This window comes from Rania fehmarnensis (genome assembly GCF_056494185.1).
Genome location: NZ_CM151398.1, coordinates 8,013,172 through 8,033,432, shown reverse-complemented (window position 1 = coordinate 8,033,432; position 20,261 = coordinate 8,013,172). Strand labels below are relative to the sequence as shown.

Below are 20,261 nucleotides of genomic sequence, written 5' to 3'. Positions count from 1 at the left end.
TCTACGACCAGCGCGCACTATTGATCCAGCTGTAAGCGATAGGGTTGCGACTGGCTATACATCTCACGTCGAGCCTCTAGCTGTTCGGCTAGCTCGGTTAGATTTTGTTTGCGCGCGTTTGAGATGGCCAGGTCAATAATTTCGATGGCGCGTTCGAAGAGCTTTTGATCGGCGTGGGCTGCCGCTAGGGCATCGCCGGCTTCGGGCGATTGCCCTTGGGTTAGTTGCCAGGCTCGATCGGCCAGTTCAATGGCCAACTTGGGATCGCGCGCGCCCTCTTGAGGATGTGTCGCCAAGATCCAGGCCGCTGAGTTGAGCGCTACGATATGATTGGCGTTACGCTTGAGAACCTCTTGATAGTTGTCGAGCGCTTGCGTGTACTGCTTGGAGGCTTGCTGACTAAATGCGAGACCAATCCGGGCTTCGATGAAATCGGGATCCTGCTCGAGCACCTGCGCGTAGACGCGTTGAGCTTCGACGGGATCACCAGTGGCCTGCAAAACATTGGCAACGCCCAACAGTGCGCGACTGGCTGTTTCGTCTAACTTGAGAGCGGTCTCCAAGCTGATGAGGGCTTCTTTGTTCTTGCCTGCTTGACCGAGCAACCAACCCAGCTGCGTATGAGCATCGACAGAATTCGGTGTCTGCTGAATCGTTTCTCGCAACAGTTGTTCCGCTGCATCTAATTGCCCTGTCATCGCCAGCACGTCGGCCAAGCGCAGGCGGCAACGCAGATCGTTGGGTTTGACCTTCAACACGCGCTGATAGAATTCAATTGCAGTCGATAGTTCCCCTTCGGATTGCAAGAACGAAGCTAAGGCAAAGTTGGCTTGTGGGTAGCTGGGCAACGCAGTGATAGCCGCTTGAAATGCTTCGAACGCCGCCTGCAGATCACCGCTGGCCTGACTTATTTGACCTCGAGCCAGAGCCACGCGCGCTATGACCTCTCGCAAATTCTCGTGACGAATTTGCCCGGCCTTGGCCAATAACTCCGAGTAGCGACTGCCGACCAAGAGCGCTAGGGGAGTGAGTTGTCGCTCCAACAGTGCAATGATCGTGGGCGCATCAGACTGAGTTTTCACCGGCAAATATTCCAGGAATGGTCGATCATCACGATAGATCTGACCACCTTCGCTCAATCGCTCCAGTTGAGCTGGTCCGCACAGAAAGCCAGCGAGAAACGATTCGGGTTTCGCTAAGTAATAGTCGGGGCCGCCCCAATACGCATACTGCATATCACGCCGCAGTTGTTCATTAGCTTGCAACTGGTCCGTCAGTCGTTGAGGATTAAAAGACAGGCTCTCATCGACAGTTCCGATCAGCAATAGTTCCGAAGTGTTGTACCACAACATGCACTGCGGAAACACTTCGCGAAAGGTAGCGACCAAAGTACGAAATTCATCGGGGCCAAAGAACTCGATCGGCATAAATTGGCAAACCAGACCGTGCTCTCTCAAGCGAGGTTTGAGTTGTCTATAGAAGTCTGCCGTATAGAATGACGCGATGCGCGGTCGGTAGATCTGCCCGACTTCAATCGAGATGATGTCATAAGCCCGCTGAGTATGTGTCACGAAGTTGCGACCATCTTCGACAATCAATTGGACGCGCTGATCGTCCAACCATTCGCCTTGAAAATGCTCACGCACTAGCTGCACCAGTCCATCTTCGATTTCCAGGCAGTCGAGTTGGTTGATGTCATGCGTCAAGAAGCTACTAGCGGTTTGTCCCGTTCCTAGCCCGATTACCAAAACATCTTGAGGATCGGGATGCAAGATGGCCGGCACGTGAGCCGCAAAGATCTGATGATTGCGAATGTTCTGGCCTTGCCACATGCGATTGATTTCCAGCCGCATCACATTCCCTTGCTGGACCACGCTCACATTGGCGTTTACACCTTCGCGAAAGTCAATCAAGCGACCATCCAGCGCTAGAAAATCTTGTGGCAAGCGCGTCTGGCAATAGGTTGGAATGCCTAACCAACCGGCAATGGCGAATACTGACCAAATCACTTTCCAACCGACGTGCATACGTGATTCGACCAGCCACCAGGCAGCCAGGCCCAGCGCGATACCTAGGCCGGTGACAATCCACACCGTGGCCGATAGACCCCACACAGGCAATAGCAAAAAACCAGTCATCAGCGAACCAACTATGCCGCCCAGTAGATTAATCGCCGTCATGCGCCCGGTCTCCCAGCCGGTTTGCCCGGCTTCATTGACCATCAGACTGATGGCCAATGGAAAGGATGCACCCGATAGCATGGCCGGCACCAGCATCACTATGGATATGATGACCAGTTGTCGGCTGACTTCGATAGCGCTCAGCCAACTACCCCACCATTCCGGTCGCCAATGCATCGTTAACGTGATCGCCAAAGCGCTGAGCACTTGAGCGAATCCCAATACCGCCGCGCGGCGCTTCAAGTAATCGCCCAAGAGCGCAGATAATGTGCTGCCCAGAACAATACCTAGCAACACCATGCCTAGCGTCAAGCTGTAGGTGTAAACAGTATTGGGCATCCACAGCGACAGATACCTGGCCCAGAGAACTTCAGCGGCCACTGCGACCAAACCGATCCCGAAGAAGATCATCGCTAGGATAGTACGCTGACGAGGCGTCAGTGCCAGTTGCGGTGAATTGGCTGCGCCGATATTTTCCGCTGGCAGTTTGGCTAGGTTGGGCTTGGGAGTCTGTGTATCAGTGGCGATCGAATAACTGACTGAAAGTCTAAAGGCTACGATACTCACCAGGATGTTGACGATGCCTGCGGATATCAAAGAAAGCTTGACTCCAATCGTGGGTATCAACACAAAGCCGGTCAGCATGGCTCCGAGAGCCGCTCCCAGCGTATTGATCGCATACAATTGGCCGACGGTACGGGTGACTCTCGCTGACTTTTGGCGTTCCAGCATCTGACAGAACAGTGGCAAGCTACCGCCCATCAGCGTGGTGGCGGGTAACAGTATCACGCTAATCAGGGTTAGACGCGTCAGCGCGAGCAGCCAAGGTGACTGGAAGACTTGCTCATAGATTTGCCCATACAGCGAATCGATCCACTGAAACATCCACGGGCTCAGTATGGCTAATATGCCAACGCCCAGTTCCAGCCAGGCGTAACCTCGCAGCGGATTGGAGATAGCCAGGGTCTTGCGGCCAACCAGCAAACTCCCCAGGGCCAAGCCGACAAAAAAGACCGCCAGTACCACACTCATCGCCCATGTCGAACTGCCCAGCGTCAGCGAAGCGGTGCGAATCCAGCACACTTCGCAAACCAGCGCCGAGAGGCCGGTGAGCAGAAACAAGATGCGTGACATGTATATCCTTAGGGTGTAAACAATTTCTTCAATTCGCTATCGGCTTGAACGTTCGTAGGGTAACGATCCAAGACCCAGCGGTAGTGTTGGCGGGCACTCTCTTTATCGCCGATGGCGGTGAAGACTTCAGCCAGCCCGAGGTGTGGTTCGGCCGCGCTGGGGTTGAGTTTGGCGGCTTCCAAGAACTCTATGCGAGCCTCGTCCCATTTCTTCTGTTGCGCTAACACCAACCCTAGGCGGTAGTGGGATGGATAGTGAAACGCATTGCCGGTTATCGCAGCCCGATAGTGCGTTTCGGCATCAGGCAGTTCATTATGTTTCTCTAAAATCGTGGCGAGGTTGTAATGAATATCAGCGAAGTTTGGATTCAGTTTCAAAGCCTGTCGATAGTGCTGGACGCACTTGTCTTCTTCGCCCTTGACGGCATGGGCAAAGCCTAACGACGCGTGAGCTTGCGCGGCGTAGTCAGGTTTTAATTCCATCACGCGGTTATAGAGCTTGATGCCTTCATCCACGTTGCCCAAGCGAACATAGGCATTACCCGCCTGGTATACGGTCTCTGGGTCGTTGGGGATAAGTTCGAGGGCTCGCAAGGCAACGCGGTCGGCGTCCTCTTTCTTACCAGCCCAGCTGTAGACCTTGGATATGTTACGCAGCGCGGCTCCGTGGGCTTCTGAATCAATGCCCTGCAAGACACGCTGGCTGGCTGCGGACAGCATTTGGTCGTTAACCAAGAGCCCACTAGCGTTGGCAGCGCCTGCGCTGATCAGTTGCTCACTTGCCATAACGTTCACAATATCGACGGCGATTTGTTTATAGGCGTCGATCGTAGCGTGGACGTGATCCAGGAATAATGCATCGCCCGCAATGCCATGCGCAGACTGGTCTTCGGTCCATTTGACAAAATCGATGAGCGGTACTTGCTGCTCGCTGGCCACCTGCCGCACAGCTTCGATCACCTCGGTGGGTGCGCGGAGAGTGCATACGTCTTCGTCGCGAGCTTGCAGGTAGTCGGCTTTGGCACGTTCCCACTGTCCGAGCGCCTCAAAGATTCTCGCGCGCAGATAAAGCGTATCAGCGTGGCGATCATTCAGTTCCACACATAGGTTGATAGGATAGACGGCATCGGCGTATTTACCTTCGCGGTAAAACTCTTGCGATTTTTCGTAAGCTGTCTTCCACTCGAGCAGTTTGGCTCCCAACAACCGCGGATGATTTTCGCTTTTAAAAGGCGAGCACTGGCCTATGTTGGAGGCTGGAGTTATGAGAATTGTCTTGGCCCCGTGCTCGCTGGCCATCTTGATCATGCGTCGCAAGTTGTAGGCGAAATGATCTACGATATGCGCGCGTTGGTCGTCATCCCGATGATAAACTTCGGGACCGATGGCGCTATCGAGCAGTGTGTTGACTTCCGCGGATAACTGATTGGGTGAACGATTGATCGTACCAGTTTTCGAATCGGCCTGAGTGGCTTTTGTGGCCAGGCTCTTGAGCGCCGTGAAGGTGCGCGTGCGGCTGGCCAGGCTGCCCAGTTGCAAGATCAAACCGGGCGTTTGTTTCAGTTGCCCATACGTGCGAGCTTCCAAGAACTCATTGTGTCCCGAATAGATGACGAATAAATCCGGCTCGTAGTTCAGTAGCTCCTCCATCAAGTTGGCTGCTCGGTAGCTGGCGTAACTGATGCCGCCGCAGTTGATGACCTCGAATTGATGACTCTTGTCCGCTTCAGGCAACAACTCGCGCAGCCAACCACTGAATGAAGTCTGGTCATCGTAGGGGTGGCCGTAGGTGGTCGATCCGCCGAGTGTAAAAATGCGGTACGTGTTGGCGGCTTTCTTGACCGGGAAAGTCTGGCGATTGAACCAGCGCAGCTTGTTTCGCGCGGTCATATACTCGGGCTGACCTTGCGCGTCGACCGACTCTGCAAACAGTGGCGAGTGACTTGCAAAACCCACGTACGGATCTTCAGTGGCCGTGGCTGGGGCGATGCCAATCAAGCCCAATACCAATTCCAGCAAGCCAAAAAAGAGCAGCGTGATGACAGCGGAGAAGACGACCTTTTTGGTCGTGCTGAGTTTGCGTTTGCGAGAATTCACGGGCGGCACAGTCGATTGTGGTCACAGTGGGATTGCAATAACGGGAGGTTACATCCCATCATAACGCAAAAAAGGGGTCAGGTCTCTTTTTCATCGTCCCTCGCGTTTACAGTTTTTTCCTACACTTGCGATTTCGTTATCCAGCTCATGACGACCTACGACTTGGCAGTCCTCGGATGTGGCGGCATTGGCTCCGCCGTGTTATTTCATGCAGCCCGTAGCGGCGCGCGTGTCGTGGGCATTGAACAGTTTCCAGCCGTGCACCACCATGGAAGTTCACACGGCCACACGCGCATTATTCGGCAGGCATACTTCGAGCACCCGCATTACGTGCCGTTGTTGCTCGAGGCTTACGAACTGTGGGCCGAACTCGAACTGCTCGTCGGTCAACGGTTGTATGTCGAGACCGGGCTACTGCAAGCCGGGCCCGCCGATGGTGTAGTTGTGCCCGGTGTGCTTCAAAGCGCCCAAGAGCACGATTTGCCGATCGATCGCCTGACGGCCCGTCAGGCCATGGATCGCTTTCCAATGTTCCGTATCCCGGAAGAGCACCTGGCCGCATTTGAATATCGCGCGGGATACTTGCTGGTCGAGAAGTGCGTAGCCGCTCACTTGCAAGCCGCTCGCATGGCTGGGGCTGAACTCTGGGATCAAACCAAAGTTGAAGCCTATAGACCGGTCGAAGGCGGATTTGAACTTACGACTTCCCGCGGCAGCATCCGTGCACGTCGCTTGGTTATCACCGTTGGCGCATGGCTGTCACAGTGGCTACAAGATCAACGAGCCCCATTGCAAATACTCCGAAAACATCTGCATTGGTACCAGGCCAGCGACCAACGGGTCCTGGAGACGGATGGTTGTCCGTTGTTCTTCTTCGAAAACCAGATCGGCTGCTATTATGGCTTTCCCGCGATCGACGATTATTGGGGATTGAAAGTAGCGGAGCACTCTGGCGGGCAGCCGATCAACGATCCATCTCAACTCGATCGCCGGATGGATTCCCTTGATCGTGAACGCATCGAGTCTTTTCTGCGCCAGTACTTCCATGGCGGACACGTTCATCAGCGGCATGATGTGTGTATGTACACAATGACCAGAGATCATCACTTCTTGATCGACACGCATCCAGAGGATGACCGCGTGTGGATTGCCGGCGGCTTCTCCGGCCACGGCTTTAAATTCGCGTCGGTCATTGGCAAGCTATTGGCCAACGCAGCGCTGCAAGACCAGCGTGATGGCCGTATAGAATTTCTACGGCTGAAATCGTTTAACCCGTAGCCGCCAGGCGAGGTGCACCCTCTAACCAAGCTTGCGTTTACCTGATCATCCGCTTGCTTAACTCAATGAGTTGGTGGTGAGAAACCACTCCTTCGTTTGCCTCGCCTTCGGCTACGGGTTAAACGAGTCAAACGGCCAGGCGAGGTGCACCCTCTGATCAAGCTTGTGTTTACCTGAGCATCCTCGTTTAACCCGTAGCCGCTAGGCGAGGCGCACCCTCTAACTAAGCTTGCATTTACCTGATCATCCGCTTGCTTAACTCAATGAGTTGGTGGTGAGAAACCACTCCTTCGTTTGCCTCGCCTTCGGCTACGGGTTAAACGAGTCAAACGGCCAGGCGAGGTGCACCCTCTAACCAAGCTTGCATTTACCTGATCATCCGCTTGCTTAACTCAATGAGTTGGTGGTGAGAAACCACTCCTTCGTTTGCCTCGCCTTCGGCTACGGGTTAAACGAGTCAAACGGCCAGGCGAGGTGCACCCTCTAACCGAGCTTGCGTTTACCTGAGCATCCGCTTGCTTAACTCAATGAGTTGGTGGTGAGAAACCACTCCTTCGTTTGCCTCGCCTTCGGCTACGGGTTAAACGAGTCAAACGGCCAGGCGAGGTGCACCCTCTAATCAAGCTTGTGTTTACCTGAGCATCCTCGTTTAACCCGTAGCCGCTAGGCGAGGTGCACCCTCTAACCAAGCTTGCATTTACCTGATCATCCGCTTGCTTAACTCAATGAGTTGGTGGTGAGAAACCACTCCTTCGTTTGCCTCGCCTTCGGCTACGGGTTAAACGAGTCAAACGGCCAGGCGAGGTGCACCTTCTAACCAAGCTTGCGTTTACCTGATCATCCGCTTGCTTAACTCAATGAGTTGGTGGTGAGAAACCACTCCTTCGTTTGCCTCGCCTTCGGCTACGGGTTAAACGAGTCAAACGGCTAGGCGAGGTGCACCCTCTAATCAAGCTTGTGTTTACCTGAGCATCCTCGTTTAACCCGTAGCCGCCAGGCGAGGCGCACCTTCTAACCAAGCTTGTGTTTACCTGATCATCCGCTTGCTTAACTCAATGAGTTGGTGGTGAGAAACCATTCCTTCGTTTGCCTCGCCTTCGGCTACGGGTTAAACGAATCAAACGGCCAGGCGAGGTGCTAATCTGTTAATACGACTGGTAGCGAACGAGCGATCTCTTCGAAGGCGGCCCGCAGTTCGTCTTCGTTACTCGTGCCGTAGTAGCGTCCACCGGTGATGGTGGCGATTTCTTGCAGGTCAGCTTGATAGGCAGTCAACATCGACACGCAGTGCACGATAATGCCGGCGGCGCGAGCATCATAGGCTGCATTGGTCGGGTCGCGGCCAGCATTCCATTGACCATCGGTCAGCAGTACGACCACTTTGCTGGAAAATCGATTGCTGTTGGATCCGTTGAGTACAGCCACTGCGCGGTCCAAACCGGCTGATAGATTGGTACCACCCATGATCGGCTGATTGGTTCGAGCGTTAACAAGCGAGCGAACGGTGGATGCATTGGTGGACCAATTAGCCCCCGAGACAGCTGGTAAGGCTAAGTCGGTAGAAGAGGCTGGATAGTCGGTATACGGGCTGATCGGCATCTCGTAATCCGAACCCCAAGTGACTAGCGCGGCACGAGGCGGCGGATTGGTTTGACCGGCAGTATCTAGGAACACATTGATGGCTCGGGTCAGTGCAGCCCAACGACTGTGGACTGGATGTGGTCGAGATAGCATGTTCTGCCAGGTAGTTCCCCAAGCAGTAAAGTTTGAAAGGTGCGGATTGCCCGATGGGAATGAGTAATCGACACCCGTCATATCAAAGTTCATCGATCCTGACCGGTCCAAGCACAAGCAGACTTCTACTTCTTGCTGACCGGCGGTCGATTGGAAACTGGGAGTGAATCCGTTGTTGCCGAGGACACGACTGAAGTACAGGGGTAGCGCAGCATTGGCGTAACCTTCGCCAGTTTTGGCGTTGATACGAACTGCGTTGGGTGGCGAACCATTAGCCTGGAAAGTCCACTTGCCAGAGTTCGACGCCGAGACGCGTCCGATCGTGATGTCGTTGGTGCCCAAGCGGAAGGGCTGACCACCCACGTTGTTGGCGGCTGCATAACGTACAGCTTCGCTCCTGGCCACAGTTGTATCTTGCGTCCGAGAGAGTGCTTCAGCCCCGGCTTTAGCCGCTGCATCGGTGGCTGACCGCAATTCGGTCCGTACCAACTGCATGTAGGCGAAGTCAACGGTCATAGCGGCCGTGACTACGAAGACAAACATCATCGTCGCGATGAGAATACTCGCTGCACCTGCGCGGCTGGCCCCAGCCCGCACCCTCTGCCCGGTTGCGTTCATATTATGCCCCACTTTTTGCATTCACTGGTCATCCATCGTTCCCCAACGCGGATGTCCATTGAAACCCTATCTCGCTTTTTCCTTGCAGGTCAGGAAATGAAGCCAATGTGGAGATTTTCAACATGCACTGCGATATCAGCGGCAGTTGATTACGTTTGTAGCGATTGCGCGTACAAATACCTGACACTTCCACACCCAAAGTATGGAAGTGTCGTGTAGTTCCACTAGCTGTAGAACGAATCAGCGGAGCACTTCAAACTCTTTAATCTCACGTTTCACGCCGCCGAAGATGCCCAAGTTGGTTAGTGAATCGATGCCCGCACCGCCTTCGAAAACAGCGTCAACTGTTGCAGCGACGCGCGTAGCGACCAGTTGGTCATTGCCGCTATCCAAGCTGACCGCAATCGACTTGCCACTGTCCACATCGGTCATCCGGACGACATCGTTACCAGCGCCAGTGAAGATCCCCAGATCTTCGACCGTGGCTACGCGGTTGAGGGCGACGACATCGGCTCCAATGGCACTGTTGGCATCGGTGTTTACGTTAAGTGTGAACGCGCTCAAGTCAGTTAAAGTTACGCGATCAGACCCACCCTTGGTTTCGATGGACGCACCCAATCCGAAACTGGAATTGGAAATTGAAACCACATCGTCGGCTTCATCGCTCACGACGGTCGCGAACTTGTCCACCAGCAGGTTACTAAGTTGTGCGTTGAGGGCCCCAATACCACCGTCGATATAGAGATCTTCTCGTACGACTGTACCGTTCAATTGCACAACATCCGCGCCAGCTTCGCCATAGATGCTTGCGTTGGCACCAATGGTCATCGGTGCGGCAGCAGGGTTGACCAGGCGATCATTGCCAGCTCCCAGATCGACCATGAGGTCATTGGTCAATTGGACTGAACGCATAGTGACGGTATCGTTGCCGCCTTCCATGCGAACTTCCATGGCATTCAAATTTGGACGTACAAATCGAAGGGTCGTTCGGCCATTGATGAGGGTTCCATTCTGACCGCTGACTACTACATCGCCAGATGCTGCCTGTGCAACGATTATTTGGTTGTCCAAGTTGTCGCCTTCGATTCGCAACAAGCTGCCTTCGAGGGCGACCGATACATCGCCAGCCATCAACCGGCGTTGCTCCAAAGACTCTACCCGAGGTCGACACAGACTTTTCAATTGACGTTTCACAATAGAGGCTCCCAAAATTTTGATTGGAAAACTGGTTCTGCAACTGGCGCCCGCCTGCGCTGGCAAGGCGTAAAGGCTCATGCATTACTCAGTAAAGGTCTCGTGTGCCGTAGAATCCGCCAGCAGAATACGGAATTTTCTCCAGGGCTCAGGGACGCCCAAACGTCCTGAGTGCAGCAGATCTCGCCGGCGTTATGCCCCCGGGGGAGAATCGTCCAGATTGTGCTCGAGCCTCGTTCGTTCTATGCTAAGAACATCCCACCCGAACGCACCCAACTCGAGGATCCCACCTGTGCATCTTCGTCAACTATTTTCTCTCTTGCTGCTCATTGTGCTCTGGCAGCCCGGTCCATCGATCGAAGCGGACGAACTGTTTTTCGAGAGCCACGTTCGACCAATTTTGAAGCTGCACTGCTTTCATTGCCATGGCGAAGATGGTGTGCGCGAAGCCCAACTGGATGTTCGCCTGGTACGTTTCTTGAATCAAGGTGGTGAAAGCGGTCCAGCGCTGGCCATCGGGGACGCAGAACACAGTTTACTTTGGCAACGCATTGATGCCGGTGAGATGCCTCCCAAAGGTAAAGGACTCAGCCCAGCTGAAGCGACGATCCTCAAAACATGGATCGATCAAGGGGCTCGTACCAAACGGGCCGAACCAGAATCGCTCGACGATGCCAATCAATGGACGGAAGAGGAACGCAGCTACTGGGCATTCCAGCCGCCGGCGGCCACAGCCTTGCCTTCTACGAATCGTCCTGAACTCGCTGACAATCCAATTGATGCCTATCTGTTGGCTCGACTGGAAGCGGAAGGTTTGTCGTTTAGTCCGCAAGCCGACAGAGCCACGCTCATTCGGCGACTTTCATTCGATCTACTAGGTTTGCCGCCGGCTCCGTCCGATGTCCTCAGCTTCGTCGGCGATGACTCGGTTGATGCATACGAACGACTGGTCGACCGACTGTTGGCCTCGCCCGCTTATGGTGAGCGTTGGGCGCGGCACTGGCTCGATGCTGCGGGCTATGCTGATAGCGATGGCTACACCGAAGAAGATGACGTCCGACCATGGTCTTTTCGTTATCGCGATTATGTGATTGCTGCCTTCAATCAATCGCGGCCCATTGACCAGTGGGTCGTCGAGCAACTTGCGGGCGATGAACTGGTCGCTGGTCCGTATCAAGATCTCGATGAAGTTGCTATCCAGCGGCTGACCGCAACAGGGTTCTTGCGCACGGCACCCGACGGTACGGCCGGTGGCGGAGTTGATGCTGAAGTCGCCAAGAACGACGTCATGGCCGAAACTCTAAAGATTGTCAGTACATCGCTGATGGGGATGACCGTCGGCTGCGCACAATGTCACGATCATCGCTATGATCCGATATCGCAAGTCGATTATTATCGCTTTCGTGCGATCTTCGAACCAGCGCTCGATACCAAGAACTGGCGTCCCAAAGCCTCGCGGCTGGTCAGCATTCTCAAGCCGCAAGAGCGACAGTTGGCACAACAAGTTGACGCAGAGATGAACTCTGTTGAAGAACGCAAGACTGCCGAACTCGATTGCATCGTCGATGAGATCTTCGGCAAGGAACTCGACAAGCTGGCCGATGATATGCGCCAGCCAGCTTTGATCACGCGCTCCACGCCTGAAGATCAACGATCTGCTGAGCAAAAGCAGTTGATGAAAGATTACCCATCGCTCAACGTCGATCGCGGTTCCGCGTACTTGTATGAACCGGCTCGCCTGAATGAGCTCAATAAACGCTATGACGAGTTGCGCGAGCGGATAAAGGCACGCCGACCGGCTGAACAAGATGTAGCTTGTCTAAGCGAAGTGCCTGGGCAAGTTCCAGTGACCTATCTCTTTTCTCGTGGAGATCACAAACAACCTCGTCAGGCCGTTGAACCTGGAGGGTTGAGCATACTGCCCGAGCCTGCCAACATTGCCAGCGATGATGAGTATGTGCCCACCACTGGGCGCCGTTTAGCGTTGGCAAGGCATTTAACCAGTGGCACGCATCCACTAACGGCGCGTGTGTTTGTCAATCGAGTTTGGATGCATCATTTTGGTCAGGGAATTGTCAATACGCCTGGCGACTTCGGTGCGCTTGGTGAACGCCCCAGCCATCCAGAGTTGCTGGATTGGTTGGCGCTGGAACTAGTCCGCAACGCTTGGGATCTGAAACAACTGCAGCGCAGAATCGTTACCTCGTATGCCTATCGACAAGCGTCGCAGAAGACCGAAGCCCTGGCCGCTGTTGATCCCGATAATCGACTGCTGGGGCGCATGTCGATTCGACGATTGGAAGCAGAGGCCATACGTGATGCGATGATAGAGGTGGCCGGCATGCGTGTCGCGACAATGTATGGCCCACCCTCGACGGTCAATCCCGACGATGTTGGCCAGGTCATCGTGGGCTCTGCGATGCGCGATGGCAACGGCATCATGGTCGCGCAGTTAAAAGACGATCCTGAACAGTTTCGCCGCAGTTTGTATGTGCAAGTGCGACGTTCGATGCCGCTGGGTATGCTGGAACCGTTTGACTTAGCAGCCTTGGCTCCCAACTGCGACCGCCGCAGTGCCTCGACCGTAACGCCGCAAGCCCTGCTGTTGATGAATAACCAAGTCACCATCCGTTTAGCTGAACGTTTTGCGCAGCGACTTGTGCGCGATTCAGGGCCAGACTTACGCAGTGAGGTTGTGCAAGCTAACCTCTTAGCCTTCGCGGTGCGTCCGACTGAAGAGGAGATAGCTGCAGCGATCGCTTTTATCACCGAGCAACAGAATTACTTCGAGCAACAAAAGCTGGAGGGAATCACACCTGCCGAGCAAGCTCTCGCGCTGTACACGCAAGCGCTGCTGTCGACCAATCGCTTCTTATACGTGGACTAAACACGTGGACGCATCAACGTGTTTAGACTCGACTGTTCCATGCTAGCCAGTTGTTCAGAGCCTGTATGTTTCAAAGGATGCCGCGATACTTCAGAGCGTACACGTAGCCAACGATGGATAGGATGAACAAATAGAGCAAGCCGTTGGTGGGATAGGCACGACCGCGGGCTGGCTTATTGGGCTCCCATTTTTGAAAGCCCAACCAGTTAGGGGTGGGCTCGAAGACGATGGGTTTCATAAGACCCTCGAGAAGTTCCTTCTGACGTGGGTCTGGCTGGAGTCTAGCGATATCCGCAGGCGTCAGCCCCTGCCCCGCTTCGCGCACGACCACGCGTGGCGGATCCCAAACCGGACGACGCACCACACTCATATCGAGCAACTGGTAAGTCGGAAACGCTGCAAATACAGCTCCGGTCATCAACACCAATACCAAACCGCCGACGATAATCGCGGCGTCAAGCTGATCTCGGCTGAGTTTGGACATAGTGCTAAACTCTAGGACAATTGGCCATCAAAGTTCAATCAAAAACGCACTTGGCCATTCCGAATTATGATCTTTCCACAGGCGGCTGGGGATTCGCAAGATTGCTTGGTTCTCATTGGTGCCACCACCGGGTTCTTTAGGTGCCCAAGGTGTAAACGCAGACTCGGTCCCGGATGACGTTTTCCATGTGCCTTCTTTTGATGCGTCGCTGACATCTAGCCAGATTGAGCTATAGACTCCGAAGCTTTCGGCCAGCTTGGCTAACTGCTCATTTTCTTCAGGTGTAGTGGGGGCCGGCAATGCGCCGCCCATAGATTGAGCCAACTTGACTGCGTCTGCATATTTGGTTGGCGTGCTGATCATGACATACTTCTTCCCGCCCACACTTACCGGATTGGATTGAACTTGAAAATCGTGTTCACATCGCAGTTCGGGGCGGCTGGTGCATAGTTGGTGGATTCCATCGAGCGTGCATTTCGTCTGGTAGACTGCAATCGAGTTGGCAGACTTCAGTTTGCCGAATTCCAGTAGTAGATTGTCATCAATGGAATCGCTCCACGAAAGATCTAACTTCTCGATTTTCGAGTGGGCCGCCAGGGCGGTGGCTGCCTCGATCGTTTGCGTACCTCGAAACAGTACCAGTTGTTGTAGCGTAGGATGTTTGGCCAACTGGTTGGCAATCGCTGGGGAAACGTCAGCATACATGATGACTAGCCTCAGCAGTTGCTTGTTCTTCGATATGAAAGCCATCTCTGAGTCTGTAATGGTCGGTCCAACTACGCGAACGGTCTGGGCGTTTGGCAGCTTGGCAAGCAGGGTCAGAGCACGATCACTTTGAGCCTTGGCTAGCCGATCTAGATACAAGGTATCTGCCAATTCTGGGTGGGCAAAATCGAAGCTTATGTACACACCCATCTCCCGAAGTTCTCGCAAGTCGGCGATTATCTCAGCGGTGAGCATGGGCGTAGGGACGTTCTTGACTTCGGATTGCGATTCCTCGTTGTCGCTCTCTAATCGTAGCGAGACAAAGATTCGTTTATAGCCAATCGTATCAGCATGTTCAAAACGCAATGTGTGAGTACCTGCCGCAACGGTGATTTGTCGACAAGTTTGTCGCGCATCGTCACGCACCCAGTCATCGACAATGGTTTCGCCGTCCAGCTTGATGCGCAGGCCATCGTCGGTTAAGGTTTCGAGGCGATACACTCCACCGTCGGATTTGAATTTGCGCTCGCCCACGGTGACGCCGTGTGCTACTGGGGCGTCTTTTAGCGGCGCAAGATCGCCCCAGTGCCAATCGACCGCGGGAGTTGAAATGGCTGCGTAGAATTTCGTACTCATAGGAGGTACTTCGGGCAGCATCCACCAATCGTAATCGTGTTGCGCTTTCCAGCCGGCCACTTTCCAAGGACCCAGCCAGTCCGGCTCACGCGCAGTAGCCGGCGTATTTGAAAGTAACGGTATCTGAAAAACGAGCTGGCAATCAATCGTACGATATTGATGGGGCGTTAGTTGCACGAATAATCGATCCGCTTCGCACCGATAAGCCAGATCGCCCCGTTCCAATTGCTCCACATATACTCGCGCCAAGTTGAAATTCAATTTGGTACCCTTCCAAGGCAGAATTTTGAAGGGTGATTCTCGGGTATTCCATACCTGACTGCCCAACTTAATTTCAGCTTTGTCATTGGCTGGCAACTGTCCAAAAACTTCAGCCCGCGAGCTATCAAACATCAGTAGTGCTGGATCAAAATTTTTGATCGTCAGTCGTACTTCGACGAATGGCAGAGCGTAGGCATCGCTGGCCTTTTGACGGAGCAAGGTAGGATCAACCCACAGAGCTTTATCGTTCACATTGCCCTTGTCTGCTGCTTCCACTACTAGTTCGAGCTTCTTTACTCCGCGAATGTCGACGGTGATACCGTGGATGAGGTGATCGCGAATAATGCTAGAGCGGTAAAGAGGTTGGCCATCTCCGCGAATGACAAAGGCGACCGAACCGGCCTGGTTGTCTTGCAATCCGAAGTAGGTGGTAAACGACGAGAAACCTTCGGGGATAGCAATGGTCGTGCTGTGCGGAGCATCGACCGCCAGGGAGTCGTAATGTTCGACGCCACCGAGCAAATGTACAGGAGTTGGATTCAAAACCGGATCGGCCAGCCCCTGGCTGTTGAAGCTGTAATCGGTTAACAAGACTGTTTGTAAATCAGCGGGAACTTTGGCCAGCAATGGTTTGCTTGGCTGCGGATTGGGTGATGCTGAGGCCGTCTCCACTGGCAAAGCTGGACTTGGTGGGGTCTTCGTCCGAGCCTGGCTCGAAACTTCGAGCGATTGCTTTCGAAAATCGGCCGCTGAACTAGTTAGAGATTGAAAATAATCGTCGTCAGTCTTGGGTCTTATACCTAGCGTCGTCAAGCGACTGAGGGTAGGTGTCGTGACTGCCTGACGACTTGGAAGATAGAACGGTGCAGCATGATAGACAGGTTTTGTGGCATCGACTCCATCGTACTTGCCGCGCACGTCGACCAGCTCCACCATTGAGTTCGATTCGAGCACACTAACTCCCGCTTGGGTCGTAACAAAGATTCGCGAGCCATCTTCATTGAAACTAGTACCAATCGGCAAGCGATCGCCCTCAGGCGTCCACTGACCCACGAGTTTCAAGTCAGGAAGAGTTAGCTTGACGACCGCAGTAGGGTGGCCAGCCACATCGGGAATGCGTGTGAAGTCAGGAACAGTTACGGCGTAGGTTTCGGTCGTGATTGTTGAATATGGCACCTGAACAGTGTATTCCTCAATCTCATCATAGAACTCGGGGACCTGCAGAGTTCTGGTACGAGTTACATTGCGCAGTTGACCTTCAAAGTCGACAGAAAGCTGCTGAGTTTTATTAACATCAAGCATGCGAGACTTTTTGACAGTTCGTTGCCGAATTTCTGTTCGACACGATGTCATTCTAATTGTTCTTGTTTGCGTCTCGGTACGCAGCTCGATTCTTAGCGGGTTATTAATTGTCGCACAGACCATGGAGGCATCAGTTGCTTGGCTCAGAAGGCTAGCTGGCCCATCGGCCTGAAAAGCGGCGGTCTGCTGTCCGGTGCCGAGGTTCCACAAGATGACGCGTCCCTCCTCACCGCAACTGAGGAGCTGATTATTGGTAGTGGCTAACAGCGACGTAACTTTCCCGACGTGACCTGCCAATGTTTTTAGCTGCGCGCCATCCGTGGTCGAGATAACCTGGATGTTCACAGGAGAATTATCTTCGTTTTGCGCGGCCCCGAATCCAACGGCTAGCTGAATTCCATCGATCGAGAATGCCAACGACTGGACAGGAGCGTTGCCCACCGGCCACGTTTGCAACACTCGTCCATCGGCCGAATCGAGCAGGCGAACTTTACCGTCCTGCCCACCAACGGCGACGCGCTGCGTTTGAGCATGGATGGCTAAAGCCCGCGGCAACAAAGGTTGGGGTTTCGTAAAGCTGGTCACAAGTTTGACAGGATACAGCTTTTTCAAGAAACCGCCCGACTGCTTGGGCATTAGTCCAACATCGATTGCAAATTCAAACTCGCCAGTTTCTTGCGGAGCAGTGCCGATCAACTGAATCTGTAAAGTGCCAGGCGCAGATATTGGTTTTGCATTGGGGCTGGATTCGTTGTCGTAATGCCACGTCGTGGCGTGGAACTGCATGAGTTTTTGCGTTTCACTCTGTGGCAGAATCGCATCTAACTTCAAGTTGGCAAACAGCTTGGTCGGTTCGGATGTTTGAAAGGTGACTTCGATGTTAACGGCAAAGTTCTTGCCAGGATTGGCTGCGATCGAGAGGATCGTGTCTTTGGGCTGCAGAGCGCCCGATATAGAAGCAATCTTGATATCCAGTTCAGGAGTAACCGACCGATTGCTATCCGGCGATGTTTTTCCTTCCGGCATCGGGAGGGTTGAGTTCCAAAGAGGTTCGCCAAAGTCAGGTGTAAACTTCATCCCTGGCGCTGCGGGTGCCGTTGGGTTGATTACAGTTTGACTGGAACCTACTGATGACCAGCCAAGGACCATACACATGCAGAGGATCGAGACTCGTCGCATCCAAGACTCACACAATTCTTCAGCGGTCATTATTGCGACTCCACAATACGTCACCTGTATCAATATCAATAAATGAAACTTGTGCATCGTCGGCAACCACTGATTGATTGCCGTTTCGATCTACTGCTATGGTTTTCAGTATCCCGGGTGACTGGCTGTCCTTTTGTGGGCTCAGCAATCGCGTATCCCAGACGTAAACGGTTTGGTCCTTGACGGCCAGAACCAGGCGCCCATCGCAACTAATATCAGCGCTAATTAATCCATATCCATCTAAGAGCGAGTGCTGAACTGGATTGCCTGCGCCATGCACTAGAATGGCCACTTTAATACCAAAATAGCTGCTATCGAAGAGTACCAGGTCATCTTCTCGGACACGCAATTGAGATGGAGCAAACGCTAGCGAGGCCAGCTCGAAATTGTTCTTGCACACTGTCCACGACGGGTCGGTACGTACGACAAAGTAACAGTCCTCCGTATTGGAGTTAGGCAGCACGGCTAGCGGCGAAAGCTTCTTCTCTGCGTAAGTTTGAAACGAAGTAGGTTGGAAGCTCAGTTGCGACTGCAAAGGCAAGAACCGAAGTTGTTGCTCAACTGCCACGAATAGCTTAGAAGAATCATGCGCGAAGACGGGCATATCCACATGGCGGAGTATCGAAGTGTGGATGACTTGTTGTCGTTCAAGGTTGACTAGAGCGAATTGATTATCCGGCCCTTTTGCGTATAGCCATTTGTCATCCCACGAGATCATGATGTTCTGAGGAATGAATGGCATGTCGAAGCTGGATAGCTCCTGCTTTGACCGCCAGTCCCAGCCTTTAATCTTATTGGCATTGGAATAATAAGCTAAATCGGCTTGGTTAGCCAATGTCACGGCACGTGCATCGGTCTGCAGCTCCGCCAGCAAGCTTCCATCGCGAATGGAAATCACACGCATGGCCGATGGATTGGCGCTGTGAACCAAACAGGTGGCACCATCGGTGCCGGCCAGAATTCGGAGGACTCGCCGCTGTTCAAGAGGAAATTTGGAGATCAATCCCTGGCGTTGGCGTGCATCCAAATGTTGATATTCCCAATCCCGGATGTTGTCTCCAGATTCGTCGAGCAATTTTCCCGAGAGTTCGCGATCGCCAATCGATTCGGCGCGCGCCGCGCTGTTCAATTTTCGGGAGTAAGCGATCCACAGTGGCAATTCGGATGTGTCCGAGCCCGCGGGGATCGGGCGGAGGCCAGCGGTGTCGTGAATCATACTAGTTATTGCGCCCAGTTGATTCTGCACGGATTGCAGACTTCGATTGGCGTTGTTGATACGGCGCGCAATGATCGTCGTCGTAGCCATGAGAAGACCGACGGCCGCAATTGCACCACCAGTCGACCAGGCCGCGAGCTTAGGATGTTTCTTGGCATAGTATTGCGCTCGCTCAAGCAAGCTGATGCGGCGGCCTTTGATCAACTCGCCATTTAAAAAACGATCGAGATCATCAGCCAGTTCACCGCAACTGTCGTAGCGATTCCATGGTTCGTGGGCCATCGCCTTGAAGCAAATCGCATCCAAGTCAAGTGGAATGCTGGTTAATAGGCTGCGACAACGCGGCGGGGTAGGTTTTTCGAGACCGGTAACGATGTCGAGAGATTCGCCAGGGTGCGGTCGTTGTCCGCATAACATTTCGAACAGTGTGGCGGCTAAGGCGTACTGGTCGACCGCTGAACCGACCGATGCTCCCCCAATTCCAGCTTGTTCGGGAGCCATATAGGCCAAGGTACCCGATTGGGAATAGGCTGCCTGCTCGCGTTGTTGCTCATCAGTCCGATCGACGGCCAGCCCAAAGTCGGTTAGTTGCGGTCGATCTTGGTCGTCCAGAAGTATGTTGTGAGGTTTTACATCGCGATGGATCAAGCCTTCTTGATGTGCATAGTGTAGGCCTCTAGCCAGATCGCGTACGATGGTGGCGGCGTGCCGTGGCTCCATCGGGCCATCAGTGATGCGATCGGCCAGACTGCTGCCCGGAATCAGCTCGCTGACGACGAAGGGCCGCTGACTATGGCCCCCAACTTCGAAGACGGCCACGATGTTAGGATGGCGCAGCCGAGCCGCAGCCCGCGCCTCCTGAAGGACTTTCTCGAAATCAGATTCAGCCAGTGGTGCCGTCTGCAATTTGATAGCGACCTGGCGTTTCAATACAGGATCCTTGGCCAAGTAAACGACACCAAAGGCACCTCGACCAAGTTCTCTGTCAATTACATAACGACCGATAGTCTGTTGCCCACGCGCTTTATTCGAAGTGGCTGGAGTCAGTTCGCTTGCTGCCGACGACAGCGGCTTAAACGACTCCTCTTGAGATGGAGAAGTCGGAGTAGATGGCTGCTTGGGTGATGGTGTAACTTCCGAGTGGGTGGCCAGAGCTTCGCGACTGGCCAGTTCATCTTCAGCCGCGTGGAGCTTGACGGCTTGAACCTCGAAGACTCCATGGCATTTAGGGCAGCGAATGCGACTGGCGATGTACTTGGAATCAAGTCGTAGGCTGGCGTTGCAAAGGGTACATACGGTAGCGATGATATTCGACGCGTGGGGCATA

At 53.7% G+C, this 20,261-nt stretch carries 9 protein-coding genes; 2 read left to right on the top strand and 7 right to left on the bottom strand.

What is annotated here, in order from left to right:
* Positions 1-17: 17 nt before the first annotated feature.
* Complete coding sequence (locus SH573x_RS27285) at positions 18-3,314, bottom strand: fused MFS/spermidine synthase (protein WP_479351221.1); 3,297 nt, start codon at positions 3,312-3,314, stop codon at positions 18-20.
* Between the two features lie 8 nt (positions 3,315-3,322).
* A complete protein-coding gene (locus tag SH573x_RS27280; protein ID WP_479351220.1) occupies positions 3,323-5,410 on the bottom strand; it encodes a tetratricopeptide repeat protein in 2,088 nt (695 codons plus the stop codon).
* 147 nt (positions 5,411-5,557) lie between these two features.
* Between SH573x_RS27280 and solA the strand changes: the two genes are divergently transcribed.
* Positions 5,558-6,688 (top strand): N-methyl-L-tryptophan oxidase, encoded by a 1,131-nt coding sequence (gene solA / locus SH573x_RS27275; protein WP_479351219.1) that lies wholly within the window; start codon positions 5,558-5,560, stop codon positions 6,686-6,688.
* Between the two features lie 1,137 nt (positions 6,689-7,825).
* Here the strand turns inward: solA and SH573x_RS27270 are convergent.
* Positions 7,826-9,040 carry a VWA domain-containing protein gene (locus SH573x_RS27270; protein WP_479351218.1) on the bottom strand — a complete coding sequence of 405 codons (1,215 nt, stop codon included), beginning with the start codon at positions 9,038-9,040 and terminating at the stop codon, positions 7,826-7,828.
* A 240-nt stretch (positions 9,041-9,280) separates the two neighbouring features.
* Complete coding sequence (locus SH573x_RS27265) at positions 9,281-10,234, bottom strand: hypothetical protein (RefSeq protein ID WP_479351217.1); 954 nt, start codon at positions 10,232-10,234, stop codon at positions 9,281-9,283.
* Between the two features lie 292 nt (positions 10,235-10,526).
* Between SH573x_RS27265 and SH573x_RS27260 the strand changes: the two genes are divergently transcribed.
* The gene (locus SH573x_RS27260) at positions 10,527-13,121 is read left to right on the top strand and encodes a PSD1 and planctomycete cytochrome C domain-containing protein (protein ID WP_479351216.1); all 2,595 of its coding nucleotides are present in this window, start codon (positions 10,527-10,529) and stop codon (positions 13,119-13,121) included.
* Positions 13,122-13,191: 70 nt separating this feature from the next.
* On the opposite strand, the gene SH573x_RS27255 is transcribed toward SH573x_RS27260, so the two are convergent.
* Genes SH573x_RS27255 through SH573x_RS27245 form a run of 3 tightly spaced genes read right to left on the bottom strand, consistent with a single transcriptional unit; the run spans position 13,192 to position 20,260 of the window.
* Positions 13,192-13,605 (bottom strand): hypothetical protein, encoded by a 414-nt coding sequence (locus tag SH573x_RS27255; RefSeq protein WP_479351215.1) that lies wholly within the window; start codon positions 13,603-13,605, stop codon positions 13,192-13,194.
* Between the two features lie 27 nt (positions 13,606-13,632).
* Positions 13,633-17,718 (bottom strand): NPCBM/NEW2 domain-containing protein, encoded by a 4,086-nt coding sequence (locus SH573x_RS27250; protein ID WP_479351214.1) that lies wholly within the window; start codon positions 17,716-17,718, stop codon positions 13,633-13,635.
* Positions 17,708-20,260, bottom strand: coding sequence for a serine/threonine protein kinase (locus tag SH573x_RS27245; RefSeq protein WP_479351213.1), 2,553 nt, complete (start codon positions 20,258-20,260; stop codon positions 17,708-17,710). Before SH573x_RS27245 ends, SH573x_RS27250 begins: the two co-directional genes overlap by 11 nt.
* Position 20,261: the final 1 nt, after the last annotated feature.

Excerpts from the sequence above, each read along its gene's own strand:
- SH573x_RS27285 (WP_479351221.1), bottom strand. The coding sequence starts at position 3,314 with ATGTCACGCATCTTGTTTCTGCTCACCGGCCTCTCGGCGCTGGTTTGC.
- solA (WP_479351219.1), top strand. The coding sequence starts at position 5,558 with ATGACGACCTACGACTTGGCAGTCCTCGGATGTGGCGGCATTGGCTCC.
- SH573x_RS27270 (WP_479351218.1), bottom strand. The coding sequence starts at position 9,040 with ATGAACGCAACCGGGCAGAGGGTGCGGGCTGGGGCCAGCCGCGCAGGT.
- SH573x_RS27255 (WP_479351215.1), bottom strand. The coding sequence starts at position 13,605 with ATGTCCAAACTCAGCCGAGATCAGCTTGACGCCGCGATTATCGTCGGC.
- SH573x_RS27250 (WP_479351214.1), bottom strand. The coding sequence starts at position 17,718 with ATGACCGCTGAAGAATTGTGTGAGTCTTGGATGCGACGAGTCTCGATC.
- SH573x_RS27245 (WP_479351213.1), bottom strand. The coding sequence starts at position 20,260 with ATGCCCCACGCGTCGAATATCATCGCTACCGTATGTACCCTTTGCAAC.